Genomic DNA, 14308 nt, shown 5'->3' on the forward strand with positions numbered 1-14308 from the left:
TCAGCGGGCGGCGATGTTCTCCTCCAGGTGGGTGAGGGCCGTCGGGGCGTCGTCGGCGAAGAGGACGAGGTCGGCGAGGGGGATCGGCAGGAAGCCCTCCTCCTCCATCCGGCGGAACTGGGCCTTCAGTCCGTCGTAGAAGCCCGCCGTGTTGAGCAGGACGACCGGCTTGGTGTGCTTGCCGTGCTTCTTCAGCTCCAGGATCTCGGTGGCCTCGTCGAGGGTGCCGGTGCCGCCGACCATGACCACGACGGCGTCGGACTTGGCGAGGAGGAGCGCCTTGCGCTCGGCCAGGTCCTTGGTCACGACCATCTCGTCGGCGTTCGGGCGGGCCTTGTGGGCGAGGAAGTCGACGGAGACGCCGACGAGTCGGCCGCCCGCCTCCTGGACGCCGTCGGCGACGACCTTCATCAGACCGGTGTCGGAGCCGCCCCAGACCAGGGTGTGTCCAGCCTTGCCGAGGAGCCGGGCGAAGTCGCGGGCGGGGGCCGTGTAGCGCTCGTCGAGGTCGGCCGCGGAGAGGAAGACACAGATGTTCATGGCCCCACCGTAGGCCCTGACCAGCGGCTTCCATCTTTTTCCGAGAAATCCCGCCGGAGGGCGATGAGTTCCGGTGACGGCTCGGGTCTCACCTGCCATGGACGAGGTGAGCACCACGCTGAGCAGGGTTCGGGGACGGGTCGCGTCGCGGGACGGGACGCCGATCGCGTACGAGCGGTACGGGGAGGGCCCGCCCCTCGTCCTGGTGAGCGGGGCGCTGGGGACGGCCGCGGGCGAGGGTTCGCTGGGCGGGTTCCTGGCCCGGAGCTTCTCGGTCGTGGCGTACGACCGGCGGGGCCGCGGGGGGAGCGGCGACACCGGGCCCTACGCGGTGGAGCGGGAGATCGAGGACCTGGCCGCGGTGGTCGGGGAGGCGGGGCCGGGTGCGGCGCTGCACGGGACGGGCACGGGCGGCGCGCTGGTCCTCGCAGCGGTGGCCGCCGGGCTGCCGGCCGGGGCGGTGTCGGTGTTCGAGCCGCCGTACTCGGCGGCGTCCGCCGAGCTGCGGCGGCAGGTGGCCGTGCTGCTCGACGGGGGGCGGCGGGCCGAGGCGCTCGACCTGTTCCTGGCGGAGTCGACGGTGCCCGCGGAGCTGCGGCCCGGGGTGGCGGAGCTGGCGCACACCCTCGCGTACGACATCGCCGTCCTCGGCGACGGGACGGTGCCGGAGCGGCTCCTGGCCCGGGTCCGCGCGCGCGTGCTGGTGGTCGACGGGGGTGCGAGCCCGGTGAGCACCCGGCAGGCGGCCCGCGCCCTGACGGAGGCTCTCCCCCGGGGCCGGCACCGCACGTTGACGGGCCAGACTCACGACGTGGCCCCGCACGTGCTGGCCCCGGTCCTGGAGGAGTTCCTCACCGACGAGCGGGAACCCGCGGAGGCGGCCCGGGGCTGACCGACCAGGCCGGACCCCCCGGCCGGTCCCCCGGCCTTCGCCCCTGCGGTAGCCGGTGCCTACGCCGTCGCCGGTGCCGCCGCCGTCGTGCGGCGGGTCGTCGTCGCGATCGTGGCGGAGCCGACCACGCGCGTGCCGTCGTAGAGCACGATCGCCTGGCCCGGGGCCACGCCGCGGACCGGCTCGTCGAAGGCGACCGCGAGCTCGCCGTCCGTCAGGGACGCCGTCACCTCGGTCTCGCCGCCGTGGGCGCGGAGCTGGGCCGTGTAGCGGCCCTCGCCCTCCGGCGCCGTGCCGCACCAGCGGGGCTTGATCGCGGTCAGGGCCGTGACGTCCAGGGCCTCGACGGGGCCCACCGTGACCCTGTTGTCGACCGGCGAGATGTCCAGGACGTAGCGCGGCTTGCCGTCGGCGGCCGGGTGGCCGATCCGCAGGCCCTTGCGCTGGCCGATGGTGAAGCCGTACGCGCCCTCGTGACTGCCGACCTTCGTACCGGCCTCGTCGACGATGTCACCCTCCGCCTTGCCCAGGCGGGAGGCGAGGAAGCCCTGGGTGTCGCCGTCCGCGATGAAGCAGATGTCGTGGCTGTCGGGCTTCTTCGCGACCGCGAGCCCGCGCCGTTCGGCCTCGGCCCGGATCTCGTCCTTGGTGGTGAGCGTGTCGCCCAGCGGGAACATCGCGTGCGCGAGCTGCTTCTCGTCGAGCACGCCGAGCACGTACGACTGGTCCTTCGCCATGTCGGAGGCGCGGTGCAGTTCGCGGGTGCCGTCCTCGTTCAGGACGACCGTCGCGTAGTGGCCGGTGCAGACCGCGTCGAAGCCGAGGGCGAGGGCCTTGTCGAGCAGCGCGGCGAACTTGATCTTCTCGTTGCAGCGCAGGCACGGGTTGGGCGTGCGGCCGGCCTCGTACTCCGCGACGAAGTCGTCCACGACGTCCTCGCGGAAGCGCTCGGCGAGGTCCCACACGTAGAACGGGATGCCGATGACGTCGGCCGCCCGGCGGGCGTCGCGGGAGTCCTCGATCGTGCAGCAGCCGCGCGCTCCCGTACGGAAGGACTGCGGGTTCGCGGAGAGGGCGAGGTGCACGCCGGTGACGTCGTGGCCGGCCTCGGCGGCACGGGCGGCGGCGACGGCGGAGTCCACTCCGCCGGACATGGCGGCAAGGACCCGGAGGGGACGGGTCTGGGGGTGCGGGGGCGGAGTCTGAGTCATAGCCCTACCAGGGTACGGGGCGCCGGGAACCACAGTCGCGGTAGTAAGCGTTCTCGGTGGCATGGGGAGCAAGGCGAGTGGTACGGGCGGGGCCGGCGGTTCGGGAAAGGCCGGCGCTTCCGGCAGACGGGTGGGGCGGCGCGCGGTGCTGCTCGGCGGCGGGGCCGCCGTCCTGGGGACGGCGGCGCTGGCCAGGGACGAGCTGGCGCGTGCCTGGTGGCGGCTGCCGGGGATGGAGAAGAAGCGGGTCGAGGGCGAGCTCGACCACCGGGCCGCCGAGTGGACCTCGGCGTCGCGGGCGAACTGGCGGCGGGCCGACCGGCCGGACGACTACCGGATCGACCGGGTCGTGATCCATGTCGTCCAGGGCAGCTACGCGACCGCCCTGAAGGTCTTCAAGGACCCCGGGCACGGGGCCGCCGCGCACTACGTCGTCCGCAAGGACGGGCATGTGGCGCAGATGATCCGGGAGCTCGACGTCGCGTTCCACGCCGGGAGCCGCGACATGAACGAGCGGAGCATCGGCATCGAGCACGAGGGCTTCGTCGACCGGCCGCAGGACTTCACAGCGGCGATGTACGCGGGGTCGGCGCGGCTGACGGCCGACATATGTGTCCGGTACGGAATACCCGTGGACCGGGAGCACATCATCGGGCACGTCGAGGTCGAGGGCACCGACCACACCGACCCCGGTCCGCACTGGGACTGGGACCGCTATCTGAAGCTGGTGCGGGAGGCGTCGAAGGCACGCGTCTGAGCGCCTTCGACGCGGGTCGCGTGGGGCCGCCGACGCCGGTCGCGTGCGGCGCCCGGGCTCGCGCGCGGCGCTTGGGCTCCCGTGCGGGCCTCGGGCGGGTCAGCTGAGGCCTGCGGTCCGGGCCCGCTCCACGGCGGGGCCGATCGCGTCCGCGACCGCCGCGACGTCCTCCTTGGTGGAGGTGTGGCCGAGCGAGAACCGCAGGGTGCCCCGGGCCAGGTCCGGATCGGTGCCGGTGGCGAGGAGGACGTGGCTCGGCTGGGCGATGCCGGCGGTGCAGGCGGAGCCGGTGGAACAGGCGATCCCGGCCGCGTCCAGCAGCAGGAGCAGGGAGTCGCCCTCGCAGCCGGGGAAGGTGAAGTGGGCGTTGGCGGGGAGCCGCTCGACGGGGTCGCCGCCGAGGATCACGTCGGGGACGAGCGTCCGGATCTCGGCCACGAGCTCGTCGCGCAGCGCGCCGATCTCGCGGGCGAACTCCTCGCGCCGCTCGGTGGCGAGGCGGGCGGCCACCGCGAAGGCGGCGACGGCCGGTACGTCGAGGGTGCCGGAGCGGACGTGGCGCTCCTGGCCGCCGCCGTGCAGCACGGGTACGGGAGTGTGCTCGCGGCCCAGGAGCAGGGCCCCGATGCCGTAGGGGCCGCCGATCTTGTGGCCGGAGACGGTCATCGCGGCGAGTCCCGAGGCGGCGAAGTCGACCTCGATCTGACCGACGGCCTGGACGGCGTCGGCGTGCAGCGGTACGCCGAACTCGGCGGCGACGTCGGCCAGTTCGCGGACCGGCATGACGGTGCCGATCTCGTTGTTGGCCCACATGACGGTGGCGAGGGCGACGGAGTCGGGGTCGCGGGCGATCGCCTCGCGCAGGGCCTCGGGGTGCACGCGGCCGTACCGGTCGACCGGCAGGTACTCGACGTCGGCGCTCTCGTGGGTGGCGAGCCAGTCGACGGCGTCGAGCACGGCGTGGTGCTCCACGGGGCTGGCGAGGACGCGGGTGCGGCGGGGGTCGGCGTCGCGGCGGGCCCAGTAGAGGCCCTTCACGGCGAGGTTGTCGGCCTCGGTGCCGCCGGAGGTGAAGACGACCTCGCTCGGCCGCGCGCCGAGCGCGGCGGCGAGGGTCTCGCGCCCTTCCTCGACGGTGCGCCGGGCCCGCCGTCCGGCGGCGTGCAGGGAGGAGGCGTTGCCCGTGACGGCGAGCTGGGCGGTCATCGCCTCGATCGCCTCGGGCAGCATGGGCGTGGTCGCGGCGTGGTCGAGGTAAGCCATGGTGGGTCGATTCTACGAGCCCGCGCCCCCGGCCCCGGCGGGTGGCCGGTTTACGCCGCCGGGCGCGGCGGGTGCCGGGGTCCGGGGCCGTGCCCGCACGGGGCCGGGCGGCGGGTCGGGACCGGGGCCGGCGTCGCGCTCCCGGAGCCCCTCCGAACCCCTTCGCCCGGCCGGACGCGCGGCGCCCCGGGGCCGCCTCGGCACGGTGTCCCGGAACCGTCGGGGTGCGGTGGCCCGGAACCGTCGGGGTGCGGGGTGGTCTCGGGTCCCGGACGCGCCCCATGGGTCGCGTCCGGGACCGCCCCGGAACCGATCGGTCCTCTTCGGGACCGGGATCGGGACCGGGCCGTACGCGCTCCGGGCCGTACGCGCTCCGGGGTGTGCGGTCCCCGGGGCGTACGGACCCTGTCGTCGCCTGTCGTCGCGTTCCGGCCCGGGGTCGGAGCCGGAACCGCGTCAGGCGCGCGGCGCGCGGGCCAGCTGGCGGGACTGCGCCACCAGACGGTCGGCGCTGTCCCAGACCTCGGCGTCCTCCTCCAGGAAGCCGCCGGCCAGGTTGCGGGTGGTGATGGAGACCCGCAGCGGGCCCGGGGCCGGGCGGCAGCGGATGTGGGTGGTGAGTTCGACGGTCGGGGTCCAGCCCTTCAGGCCCAGCTCGAAGGAGGTCGGGGGCAGCGCGTCGACCGTCAGGAGCAGCGACAGGGCGTCCGGCTCACGGCCGTCCGCGAGACCGAACCACGCGCGCATCTCGCCCTTGCCGGACGGTGCGCCGATCGCCCAGCCGACGCAGGCCGGGTCGAGGCGCAGGTCGAGCCGGTCGGCGATCGCCGAGGAGCCGGGGATCGCCGGGGTCGGGCCGTCGGAGGCGGCGAAGCAGTTCTCGATGGCGGCCATCGCCGGGGCCGTCGCGGTGGTGCGGACGTCGTCGGGGAGCGTGTCGAGGTCGCCGTACGAGGCGAGGACCCGGATGCGCTCGACCTCGGTGCCGTCCTCCGCGTACTGGAAGAGGGAGGCCTGGCCGGTGGAGAGCGTACGGCCGGTGCGGACGGTCTCCGTCCTGATCACCGCGGGGCCGGGCACGGACGGCGTGAGGTAGTGCGCCGAGATCGTGAACGGGTCGGGGTGCGGGAGGTGGTCGCCGAGGGCTCGGCCGAGCAGAGCGAGGAGGTAGCCGCCGTTGACCGCGTGGATGATCGTCCAGCCCGCGGAGAGGTCGGCGTCGTAGACGCCGGGCTCCCGGAGGGTGACGGCGGTGTCGCGGTCGAACTCGTACGCGCGCTCGTCGTCGCGCTCGCCCTCGCGTCCGCGCTCGCTCGTCGCGACGGGGGTCTCGATGCTCGTGCTCATGTTTCCGACGGTACCCCAGGAAGCTACTGAGCGGTAGCTTTCTCCGGTTCCTCGCGTGCGGAGGACCGCCGGTTCCAGGCACGGGGCGCGCGCCAGTGGTAGCGCATCGCGAGCAGGCGGAGCAGGAAGGCCGTGAGGACCGCGGCGCCGCTGGTCCAGGCGTTGAGCATGTCGAAACGGATGCAGAGCACGACCATCCCCGCCCCGACGATCGCGGGGACGGCGTACAGGTCCCGGTCCCAGCGCAGCAGCGACGGCACCTCGTTGGCGAGCACGTCGCGCAGCACACCGCCGCCGACGGCCGTCGCGAGACCCAGCACGGCGGAGGAGGTGAGACCGAGGCCGTAGTCGTACGCCTTCGTCGTACCGGTCACGCAGAAGAGGCCCAGGCCGGCGGCGTCGAAGACGTTGACGGCGGTCTGGGTGCGCTCGACCTCCGGGTGGAGGAAGAAGACGAAACCCGCGGCGATCAGGGGCATCAGGAAGTAGCCGAGATCGGTGAAGGCGGCGGGCGGTACGGCACCGATGATCAGGTCGCGGAAGAGACCGCCGCCGAGGGCGGTGACCTCGGCGAGGACCGCGATGCCGAAGACGTCGAAGTTCTTGCGGACGGCGAGGAGGGCGCCGGAGATGGCGAAGACGAAGATGCCGACGAGGTCGAGGGCGTGTTGGACGGAGGGGGTGAACAGGTCGTGGAGCACCGCCCAATTGTGCCGGTAGTTCCCGTGGGGGCTGCGGGGGCTCCCTGCCCGGGGGCTCCACCCCGGGGCCCCGGGTGCCGGTCGGCCCCGTACGCGCGGAGGCCCCCGGTGCCTTTCGGTACCGGGGGCCTCCCCTGGGTCACGCCTTCGGTGCGTCGTCCTCGGCGGCAGCCGGGTCCGGCCCGGACGGCGCCTCCGCCTTCGCCTCGGCCGGCGCCTCCGCCTTCGGGCTCGCCGGCTGCGGGGTCGTGATCTCCAGCGACTCCCTGGCTCCGGGGATCGTCAGGGACTCCGCGTTCTCCGGGTGGTGACAGGCCACTCGCTGGCCCGGGCGGAGTTCGACGAGCGGGGGCTCCTCCGTGCGGCAGACGTCCGTGGCCTTCCAGCAGCGGGTGTTGAACCGGCAGCCCGGCGGCGGGGCTATCGGGGACGGGACGTCGCCCGTCAGGAGGATGCGGTCGCTCTTCGCGCCACGGCGGCGGGGGTCCGGGATCGGGACCGCCGACATGAGGGCGCGGGTGTACGGGTGCATCGGGTTCTCGTAGAGGGACTTGCGGTCCGCGAGTTCCACGATCTTGCCCAGGTACATCACCGCGATGCGGTCGGAGACGTGCCGGATGACCGACAGGTCGTGCGCGATGATCACGTACGTGAGGCCGAGCTCCTGCTGGAGGTCGTCCAGGAGGTTGACCACCTGGGCCTGGATGGAGACGTCCAGGGCCGAGACCGGCTCGTCCGCCACCACGAGCTTCGGCTTCAGGGCCAGCGCGCGGGCGATGCCGATGCGCTGGCGCTGACCGCCGGAGAACTCGTGCGGGTAGCGGTTGTAGTGCTCCGGGTTGAGGCCGACCAGCCCGAGCAGGCGCTGGACCTCCTTCTTCACGCCGCCCTCGGGCTCGACGCCCTGGAGCTTGAAGGGGGCCGAGACGATCGTGCCGACCGTGTGGCGCGGGTTCAGCGAACCGTACGGGTCCTGGAAGATCATCTGGATGTCCCGGCGGAACGGGCGCATGCCCGAGACCCCGAGGTGCGAGATGTCCTTGCCCTGGAACTCGACCGTGCCGCCGGTCGGTTCGAGGAGCCGGGTGATCAGGCGGCCCATCGTGGACTTGCCGCAGCCGGACTCGCCGACCACGCCGAGCGTCTCACCGGGCAGGACCTCGAAGTCGATCCCGTCGACCGCCTTGACCGCGCCGGTCTGCCGCTGGAGAAGCCCCTTCTTGATGGGGAAGTGCTTCTTCAGGCCGGTGACCTTGAGGAGGGGTTCCATGGTCTCGCTCACAGTTTCGGCGCAATCTCTTCGGTCCAGATACGGGTCCGCTCCTCCTGCGGCATGTGGCAGGCCGAGAAGTGACGGTCCCCGGCCGGCGCGAGCTCCGGTCGCCGGGTGCGCGTGATGCCGCCCTTGGGGACGTCCGCGTACGGGCAGCGGGGGTTGAAGGCGCAGCCGCTCGGGATGTTGATGAGGCTGGGCGGGTTGCCCTTGACCGGGATGAGCCGCTCGGTCTGCTCGCGGTCGATCCTCGGCATCGAGCCGAGCAGGCCCCAGGTGTAGGGGTGCTGCGGCTCGTAGAAGACGGACTCGGCCGGTCCGCGCTCGACGCAGCGCCCGCCGTACATCACGAGGATGTCGTCGGCGAGCTCGGCGACGACGCCGAGGTCGTGGGTGATGATGACGACCGCGGAGCCGAACTCCTTCTGGAGGTCCCGCATCAGGTCCAGGATCTGGGCCTGCACGGTCACGTCGAGCGCGGTGGTCGGCTCGTCGGCGATGAGGAGCGCGGGGTTGTTGACGAGCGCCATGGCGATCATCGCGCGCTGGCGCATGCCGCCGGAGAACTCGTGCGGGTAGTTGTCGAACCGCTTGGCCGGCTCGGGGATGCCGACCCGGTCGAGGAGTTCGACGGCCCGCTTGCGCGCCGTCTTCTTGTCGACGTCGTGGTGGACGCGGTACGCCTCCACGATCTGGTTGCCGACCGTGTAGTACGGGTGCATCGCGGACAGCGGGTCCTGGAAGATCATCGCCATGTCGCGGCCGCGCATCCTGCGGACCTCGTCCGGGTCGGCCGAGAGCAGCTCGCGGCCGTTGAGCCAGATCTCGCCCGAGATCTTCGCCTTCTGCCGGCCGTACTGGCCGACGGTGTGCAGACCCATGATGCCGAGCGAGGTGACCGACTTGCCGGAGCCGGACTCGCCCACGATGCCGAGGGTCTTGCCCTTCTCCAGCTGGAAGCTGAGACCGTCGACCGACTTGACCAGACCGTCGTCGGTCGGGAAGTGGATCTTCAGGTCGCGCACGTCGAGGAAGGCGTCGGAGGGGGCGGACCCGGTGGCGACGGGTTCGCCCACCGCCGCGCCGGTCTTCGTCAGCTTGTCCGTCATGCGAGCCTCACTCGGGGGTCGATCACGGCGTACAGCAGGTCCACGACGAGGTTGGCGAGGACGACGCAGGCCGCGGTGATCAGCGTGACGGCCAGGATCAGCGGCAGGTCGCGCTCGCTGACGCCCTTGATGGCCAGTCCGCCGAGGCCGTGGAGGCTGAACGCGGTCTCGGTCAGGATCGCGCCGCCGACGAGGGCGCCGAGGTCCATGCCGAAGATGGTCAGGATGGGGGTCATGGTGGAGCGCATGGCGTGCTTGCCGAGCACGACCGGCTCCGGGAGGCCCTTGGCCCGCGCGGTGCGGATGTAGTCCTCGCCGAGGACCTCCAGCATGGTGGCGCGGGTGAGCCGCGCGTACATCGCCGCGTACAGGAAGGCGAGGGTCACCCAGGGCAGCAGCAGGCCGCCGAACCAGCCGCCGACGGACTCGGTGATGGGCACGTACGAGGCGTTGAGCCAGCCCAGCTGGGTACGGAAGATCAGCATGGCCAGCATGGCGGTGAAGAAGATGGGCAGCGAGACGCCGGCGAGCGCGGTGATCATGGCCGCGCGGTCGATGATCGTGCCCCGCTTGAGCGCGGAGACGACGCCCGTGGAGACACCCAGGATCAGCCACAGCACGGCGGCGCCGATGACCATGGAGAGGGTGACGGGGAAGGCGTCGACCAGCATCGACGAGACGTCCTGCTCGGTGCGGAACGAGTAGCCGAAGCAGGGCGCCGCGCAGTGGATGGTGTCGCCGCCGCCCGTGTAGTCACGGCCGACGAAGATGCCGGAGACGAAGTGCCAGAACTGCACCAGGAGCGGCTCGTCCAGGCCCAGCTTCTGCCGGACGGCCTCGATGGATGCCGGATCCGCCTGCTTGCCGACGAACATCGCGGCAGGGTCGCTGCCGGTCAGCTTGGGAATGAGGAAGAAGATGCTGAGCGTCACGAGCGTGACGACGAGCAGCATCACGACGACCGCGAAGAGTCGCCGGACTATGTATGCAAGCATGCGGTCGGCCGGTCGGCGGCCGGGGGACCCGATCGGGTCCCCCGGCCGCCGCCCTCGGCCATCACCTGCCCTTCGGACCTGGCGGCGGGTGGTGCGCCGGTGAAGCGGGTCGGATTACTTGACGACGCCGAGCGACGCGTAGTCGTAGCGGCCGTTGTAGGCGTCCGCCGTGTAGACGTTGGTCAGCCGGGAGCTGCGCCAGATGATGTTCTTCTCGTGGGTGAAGGGCAGGTAGACCGCGGCCTCCGACACCTTCGTGTTGATCTGCTTGTAGAGCTCGCCGGCCTTGACCGGGTCGGTCTCCTTCAGGGCCTGGTCGAACAGGCCGTTGACGGCCTTGTCGTTCAGCTCGGAGAAGTTGTTGTTGCCGCTCTGGAGGATGAAGCGGCCGTCGACCAGCGGCTGGAGGAAGCCCTGGCCCGACGGGAAGTCGGCGCCCCAGCCCATGATGATGATGCCGTAGCCCTTGTCCTTGACGACCTTCGGCGAACCGATGATGCCGGACGTCTGGGCGCCGTCGAACTGGTCGATCTGGGCGTCGATGCCGACCTTCAGCAGCGACTGCTGGAGGGACTCGGCGGTCGCGATCTCGATCTTCTTGTTGTTGCGGACCGCGATCGTGGTCTTGAAGCCGTCCGGCTTACCGCACTTCTTCAGCGCCTCCTTGGCCTTGGCCAGGTCCGGGGCGCCACCGAGCTTGCCGTACGGGTCGGCCTTCGGGTCGGCACCCTTGATCGCCGGCGGCAGCATGTTGGAGGCGATGTCGCCACCGGCCTGCGGGCCGCCACGGGCGGTCTGGAGGGACTTGGAGTCGGCCGCGTAGATGATGGCCTTGCGGCACTCGATGTTGGAGATCACCGTCTGCGGGAAGACCGCGTAGCGGATGAAGCCCGTCTGCGGGTTGTCGACGTTGCCCTTGTGCTGCTGGAGCACCTTCTGGCGGGCGGAGGCGCCGACGCCGGTGGCGTTGATGTCGAGGTCGTACTCGCCCTCGACGAGGCGGTTGTCCATGTCGTCGGCGTTCGTGGTGAACGTGACGCTGACGCTGTCCGGGAGGGCCTTGCGGACGGTGTCCGTCTTGGCGTCCCACTTGTCGTTGCGGACGAGCTTGATGGACTTGTTCGGGGTGTACGACTGCCACTTGTACGGGCCGGAGGAGAAGGGCTTCAGGCCGTACTTGGCCTTGGTGTCCTTGTCCTGGCGGACCGGGGAGGCGGCGGGCATGGCCAGCATCTGCAGGAAGTCACCGTTGGCGACCGGCAGCTTGAAGATGATGGTCTTGTCGTCCGGGGTCTCGATCGCCTTCAGGCCGAGCTTGTCCGCGGAGGTGTCCTTGTAGGGACCCTTGTACTCGCCCTTGGGGTCGAGGACCTGCTGGAGGTAGATCGGGCCGCCGGAGATGACGTCCTGGGCCCAGATGCGCTCGATGCCGTACTTGATGTCCTTGGAGGTGATCGGCTTGCCGTCCTCCCAGGTCACCCCGTCCTTCAGCGTGAAGGTGTAGGTGAGGCCGTCGGCCGAGACCTTGCCGGCGTCGGTGGCGAGGTCCGGGACGAGCTCGGTGGAGGCGGCGCCCGGCTCGGCCTTGAAGGTGACCAGCTGACGCGTGTAGTAGCGCGCGAAGTCCCACACGAAGCCGTAGTAGCCGCGCTGCGGGTCCCACGAGTCGGCCTCCTGCGAGCCGATGAACTTCAGCTCGCCGCCCTTCTTGTCGGAGGCGTTGGCGACCTTGTTCACACCGGCGTTGAAGCCGGGCGCACCGCCCTTGCCCTTGTCGCCGCTGTCGCCGGTGCCGCCACCGCAGGCGGTGGTGACGACCATCGTGGCCGCCGCGAGCAGCGCGCCCGCGGCGATTCTGCGCTGAGAGCTCTTCAGCATGGTTCCAGCAACCTCCGGGATAGTGGCGGCCGTACGGCGGTCCGCCGATTGGGGTTTGGCCTCCTGTCGCCAGCGGCAGGGGCGGGTGGTGCGGGTCGTCGGCGAACGGTCAGCGGGAGCCCTTCGGGTCGAGCGCGTCACGCACGCCGTCGCCGAAGAGGTTGAACGCCAGAACGGTGATGAAGATCGCGAAGCCGGGGATCACCATGAACAGCGGGTCCGACTCGTAGGTGGTGATGGCCGTCGACAGCATCTGTCCCCAGGAGGCCGTGGGCGGCTTCACACCGGCGCCGAGGAAGCTGAGCGCCGCTTCGGTGAGGATGTTGGTGGGGATCATGAGGGTCGCGTAGACCGTGATCGGGGCGATCAGGTTCGGCAGCAGCTCGCGGCGCAGGATGTAGAGGCGGCCTGCGCCGAGGCTCTGGGCGGCCTCGACGTACTCGCGGTTGCGCAGCGAGAGCGTCTGGCCGCGGACGATGCGGCCGACGTACGGCCAGCCGAAGAAGCCGATGACGAGCACCAGGGCGGCGATGCGGACGCCGGAGCCGTCGAGGCCGAGGAGCTGGTTCGGCAGGACGGAGACCAGGGCGATCGTGAAGAGCAGCTGCGGGAAGGCGAGCATGACGTCCATGACCCGGCTGAGCGCCGCGTCGATCCAGCCACCGAAGTAGCCGGCGATGATGCCGAGGATCGTGCCGAGGACGACGGCGAAGACCGCCGCGAGGAAGGCGACGAGCAGCGAGATCCGTGCGCCGTAGACGATGCGGCTGAAGACGTCGCGGCCGTTGACGGGCTCGACTCCGAAGAGGAAGTCGGAGCTGACGCCGCCCCAGGAGCCGATCGGGGTGCCGAACAGCGGGTCGATCTGGTCCTCGTGGAACTCGTCCGGCGGGTGACCGAGGAGGCCCACGATGACCGGCGCGAAGATCGCGACGAGGACGAGGAAGACGACGATGAACGCGCCCGCGAGGGCCAGTTTGTCGCGCTTGAGGCGGGTCCAGGCGATCTGCCAGGGCGAGCGGCCCTCGATCGCCTTGACGGGGGCGCCGCCGGGAGTGCCGGGGGCGTCGGGCGCGCCATCGACGGTGGCGGTCGCCTCGCCCGCACTCTTCTCGTGCAGTGGTGCCGTCATCGTGGTGAGGACCCCTCTCGGCCGCCGGTAGCCGGCCCTTGCCCGCCGCGGGTAGCGGCTCGGTGGAACAACCTGCTGGGCACCTGCTCGAAAGGAGCCGAACGCCCGGTGTTCCGGGGAGTCTTCAACGCGCTTGTGATCACCCGCCAGCCCTGACGAGGAATGTTTGCTCAAACGTGATGCGGTGCTGCGACTTCCGTTATCCGGACGTCGCGATCACGTGAGCGGACCATCTCGGGTCCTCTTCCCCCCAATCGGACATGTCCCCTCAACTAGGCGTTCGAGCTCCTCAATTGGGGCGAACGAAAGCCTCCGGAGCGAACTCCGGAGGCTGGTGGGGTGGGACGCGAGAAGGGGTGCGTCTCAGTATGCGGACGGCGCCGGGGGCGGGTATCCATAGCCCGGAACGGGCGCGGAGCCGCGTCCGGCGTGCGCCTCGCGGTCGTAGAACGGGCGGCCGTTCGCCCGCAGCCAGAGGGCCACCGGGTCGTACGCGTCGGAGAGGGCGACCGTCGAGACGGGCAGCCCCTCGGGTACGGCTCCGATGGACTGGCGCATCATCGCCCGGACCGTGTCGACGGCCGCCGGCGAGGTGTCGTACAGATCGAGGCCGATGGCGAGGTACGGGGATCCGAGCGCGGGCTGCACCCAGCCGCGGCGCAGCGCCCGGACGGCCGGGGTGCGGTGCGCGTTCTGCGTGAGCAGGGCGTAGAACTGCGGGATCTCCAGGGTGGGCTCGGTGACCCGGAGCGGCCCGGCGGGCATCCGGTCGAGGCCGGTGGCGATCCGGCGCAGGTCGGCCCAGGGGATGCCGACGCCGCCGCCGGGGGCGTGCGGATTCAGCCAGACGCCCCAGCGGTCGGGGTAGAGGGCGCGGGCGATCTCCCGGCCGGTGACGAGCTCGTGGGCACGGTGCCAGCCGGAGGCGGCGAGCTCCTGGGCGGAGGTGACGCAGGGCGCGTAGCCGAAGCCGTCGACCTCCATGTTCCCGTACTGGGCGTCGGACGATCCGGGCGATCCGTGCCAGAGCAGCATCCAGAGCTCGCCGTCGGCGAGGGCGTGCAGCAACTGCTCGTACGCGTCGTAGCGTCCGGGTGCCACCTGGCGCAGCATGTGCTCGACCTGTCCGGTCGCAGCGGTGCCTGACGCGCTCACCCTGGGTCCCGCCCCTCTTTCGTCACCACGTCTGTGCCGACGTCCGTCCTCACGA

13 protein-coding genes are annotated in these 14308 nt (G+C 71.5%); 2 read left to right on the top strand and 11 right to left on the bottom strand.

Annotated features, from left to right (window positions below):
* Positions 1 to 540, bottom strand: a complete 540-nt coding sequence (locus IF00_RS0121335) for an LOG family protein (protein ID WP_030320350.1) — start codon at positions 538 to 540, stop codon at positions 1 to 3.
* Between the two features lie 97 nt (positions 541 to 637).
* Between IF00_RS0121335 and IF00_RS0121340 the strand changes: the two genes are divergently transcribed.
* Entirely contained in the window at positions 638 to 1432 is a 795-nt protein-coding gene (locus IF00_RS0121340; protein WP_030320352.1) for an alpha/beta fold hydrolase, read from the top strand.
* 59 nt (positions 1433 to 1491) lie between these two features.
* On the opposite strand, the gene mnmA is transcribed toward IF00_RS0121340, so the two are convergent.
* Positions 1492 to 2643 (bottom strand): tRNA 2-thiouridine(34) synthase MnmA, encoded by a 1152-nt coding sequence (gene mnmA, locus IF00_RS0121345; RefSeq protein ID WP_030320354.1) that lies wholly within the window; start codon positions 2641 to 2643, stop codon positions 1492 to 1494.
* 61 nt (positions 2644 to 2704) lie between these two features.
* Between mnmA and IF00_RS0121350 the strand changes: the two genes are divergently transcribed.
* Complete coding sequence (locus IF00_RS0121350) at positions 2705 to 3400, top strand: N-acetylmuramoyl-L-alanine amidase (protein ID WP_030320355.1); 696 nt, start codon at positions 2705 to 2707, stop codon at positions 3398 to 3400.
* Positions 3401 to 3499: 99 nt separating this feature from the next.
* Here the strand turns inward: IF00_RS0121350 and IF00_RS0121355 are convergent, their stop codons facing one another.
* The 9 genes from IF00_RS0121355 to IF00_RS0121395 form a co-directional block, all read right to left on the bottom strand.
* Positions 3500 to 4663 (bottom strand): cysteine desulfurase family protein, encoded by a 1164-nt coding sequence (locus tag IF00_RS0121355; RefSeq protein ID WP_030320358.1) that lies wholly within the window; start codon positions 4661 to 4663, stop codon positions 3500 to 3502.
* Positions 4664 to 5119: 456 nt separating this feature from the next.
* Entirely contained in the window at positions 5120 to 6010 is an 891-nt protein-coding gene (locus tag IF00_RS0121360) for a thioesterase family protein (RefSeq protein ID WP_030320361.1), read from the bottom strand.
* Positions 6011 to 6033: 23 nt separating this feature from the next.
* Positions 6034 to 6711 carry a trimeric intracellular cation channel family protein gene (locus IF00_RS0121365; protein WP_030320363.1) on the bottom strand — a complete coding sequence of 226 codons (678 nt, stop codon included), beginning with the start codon at positions 6709 to 6711 and terminating at the stop codon, positions 6034 to 6036.
* Positions 6712 to 6850: 139 nt separating this feature from the next.
* Positions 6851 to 7981 carry an ABC transporter ATP-binding protein gene (locus tag IF00_RS0121370; RefSeq protein WP_051820542.1) on the bottom strand — a complete coding sequence of 377 codons (1131 nt, stop codon included), beginning with the start codon at positions 7979 to 7981 and terminating at the stop codon, positions 6851 to 6853.
* 8 nt (positions 7982 to 7989) lie between these two features.
* Complete coding sequence (locus tag IF00_RS0121375; RefSeq protein WP_030320372.1) at positions 7990 to 9093, bottom strand: ABC transporter ATP-binding protein; 1104 nt, start codon at positions 9091 to 9093, stop codon at positions 7990 to 7992.
* Positions 9090 to 10088, bottom strand: a complete 999-nt coding sequence (locus IF00_RS0121380; protein ID WP_030320374.1) for an ABC transporter permease — start codon at positions 10086 to 10088, stop codon at positions 9090 to 9092. Before IF00_RS0121380 ends, IF00_RS0121375 begins: the two co-directional genes overlap by 4 nt.
* 114 nt (positions 10089 to 10202) lie before the next feature.
* Positions 10203 to 11966, bottom strand: coding sequence for an ABC transporter substrate-binding protein (locus IF00_RS0121385; RefSeq protein WP_030320376.1), 1764 nt, complete (start codon positions 11964 to 11966; stop codon positions 10203 to 10205).
* Positions 11967 to 12075: 109 nt separating this feature from the next.
* Positions 12076 to 13098: an ABC transporter permease gene (locus IF00_RS0121390; RefSeq protein WP_030320377.1), complete on the bottom strand. Its 1023-nt coding sequence runs from the start codon at positions 13096 to 13098 to the stop codon at positions 12076 to 12078.
* A gap of 363 nt (positions 13099 to 13461) precedes the next feature.
* Positions 13462 to 14253 carry an enhanced serine sensitivity protein SseB C-terminal domain-containing protein gene (locus IF00_RS0121395; RefSeq protein WP_030320379.1) on the bottom strand — a complete coding sequence of 264 codons (792 nt, stop codon included), beginning with the start codon at positions 14251 to 14253 and terminating at the stop codon, positions 13462 to 13464.
* Between the last annotated feature and the right edge of the window lie 55 nt (positions 14254 to 14308).

Source organism: Streptomyces flavochromogenes (assembly GCF_000717595.1).
Lineage (GTDB): Bacteria > Actinomycetota > Actinomycetes > Streptomycetales > Streptomycetaceae > Streptomyces > Streptomyces flavochromogenes.

Bases quoted from the DNA above. Each gene is read 5' to 3' on its own strand.
- IF00_RS0121335 (WP_030320350.1), bottom strand. From the start codon at position 540: ATGAACATCTGTGTCTTCCTCTCCGCGGCCGACCTCGACGAGCGCTAC.
- IF00_RS0121340 (WP_030320352.1), top strand. From the start codon at position 638: ATGGACGAGGTGAGCACCACGCTGAGCAGGGTTCGGGGACGGGTCGCG.
- mnmA (WP_030320354.1), bottom strand. From the start codon at position 2,643: ATGACTCAGACTCCGCCCCCGCACCCCCAGACCCGTCCCCTCCGGGTC.
- IF00_RS0121350 (WP_030320355.1), top strand. From the start codon at position 2,705: ATGGGGAGCAAGGCGAGTGGTACGGGCGGGGCCGGCGGTTCGGGAAAG.
- IF00_RS0121355 (WP_030320358.1), bottom strand. From the start codon at position 4,663: ATGGCTTACCTCGACCACGCCGCGACCACGCCCATGCTGCCCGAGGCG.
- IF00_RS0121360 (WP_030320361.1), bottom strand. From the start codon at position 6,010: ATGAGCACGAGCATCGAGACCCCCGTCGCGACGAGCGAGCGCGGACGC.
- IF00_RS0121370 (WP_051820542.1), bottom strand. From the start codon at position 7,981: ATGGAACCCCTCCTCAAGGTCACCGGCCTGAAGAAGCACTTCCCCATC.
- IF00_RS0121375 (WP_030320372.1), bottom strand. From the start codon at position 9,093: ATGACGGACAAGCTGACGAAGACCGGCGCGGCGGTGGGCGAACCCGTC.
- IF00_RS0121380 (WP_030320374.1), bottom strand. From the start codon at position 10,088: ATGCTTGCATACATAGTCCGGCGACTCTTCGCGGTCGTCGTGATGCTG.
- IF00_RS0121385 (WP_030320376.1), bottom strand. From the start codon at position 11,966: ATGCTGAAGAGCTCTCAGCGCAGAATCGCCGCGGGCGCGCTGCTCGCG.
- IF00_RS0121390 (WP_030320377.1), bottom strand. From the start codon at position 13,098: ATGACGGCACCACTGCACGAGAAGAGTGCGGGCGAGGCGACCGCCACC.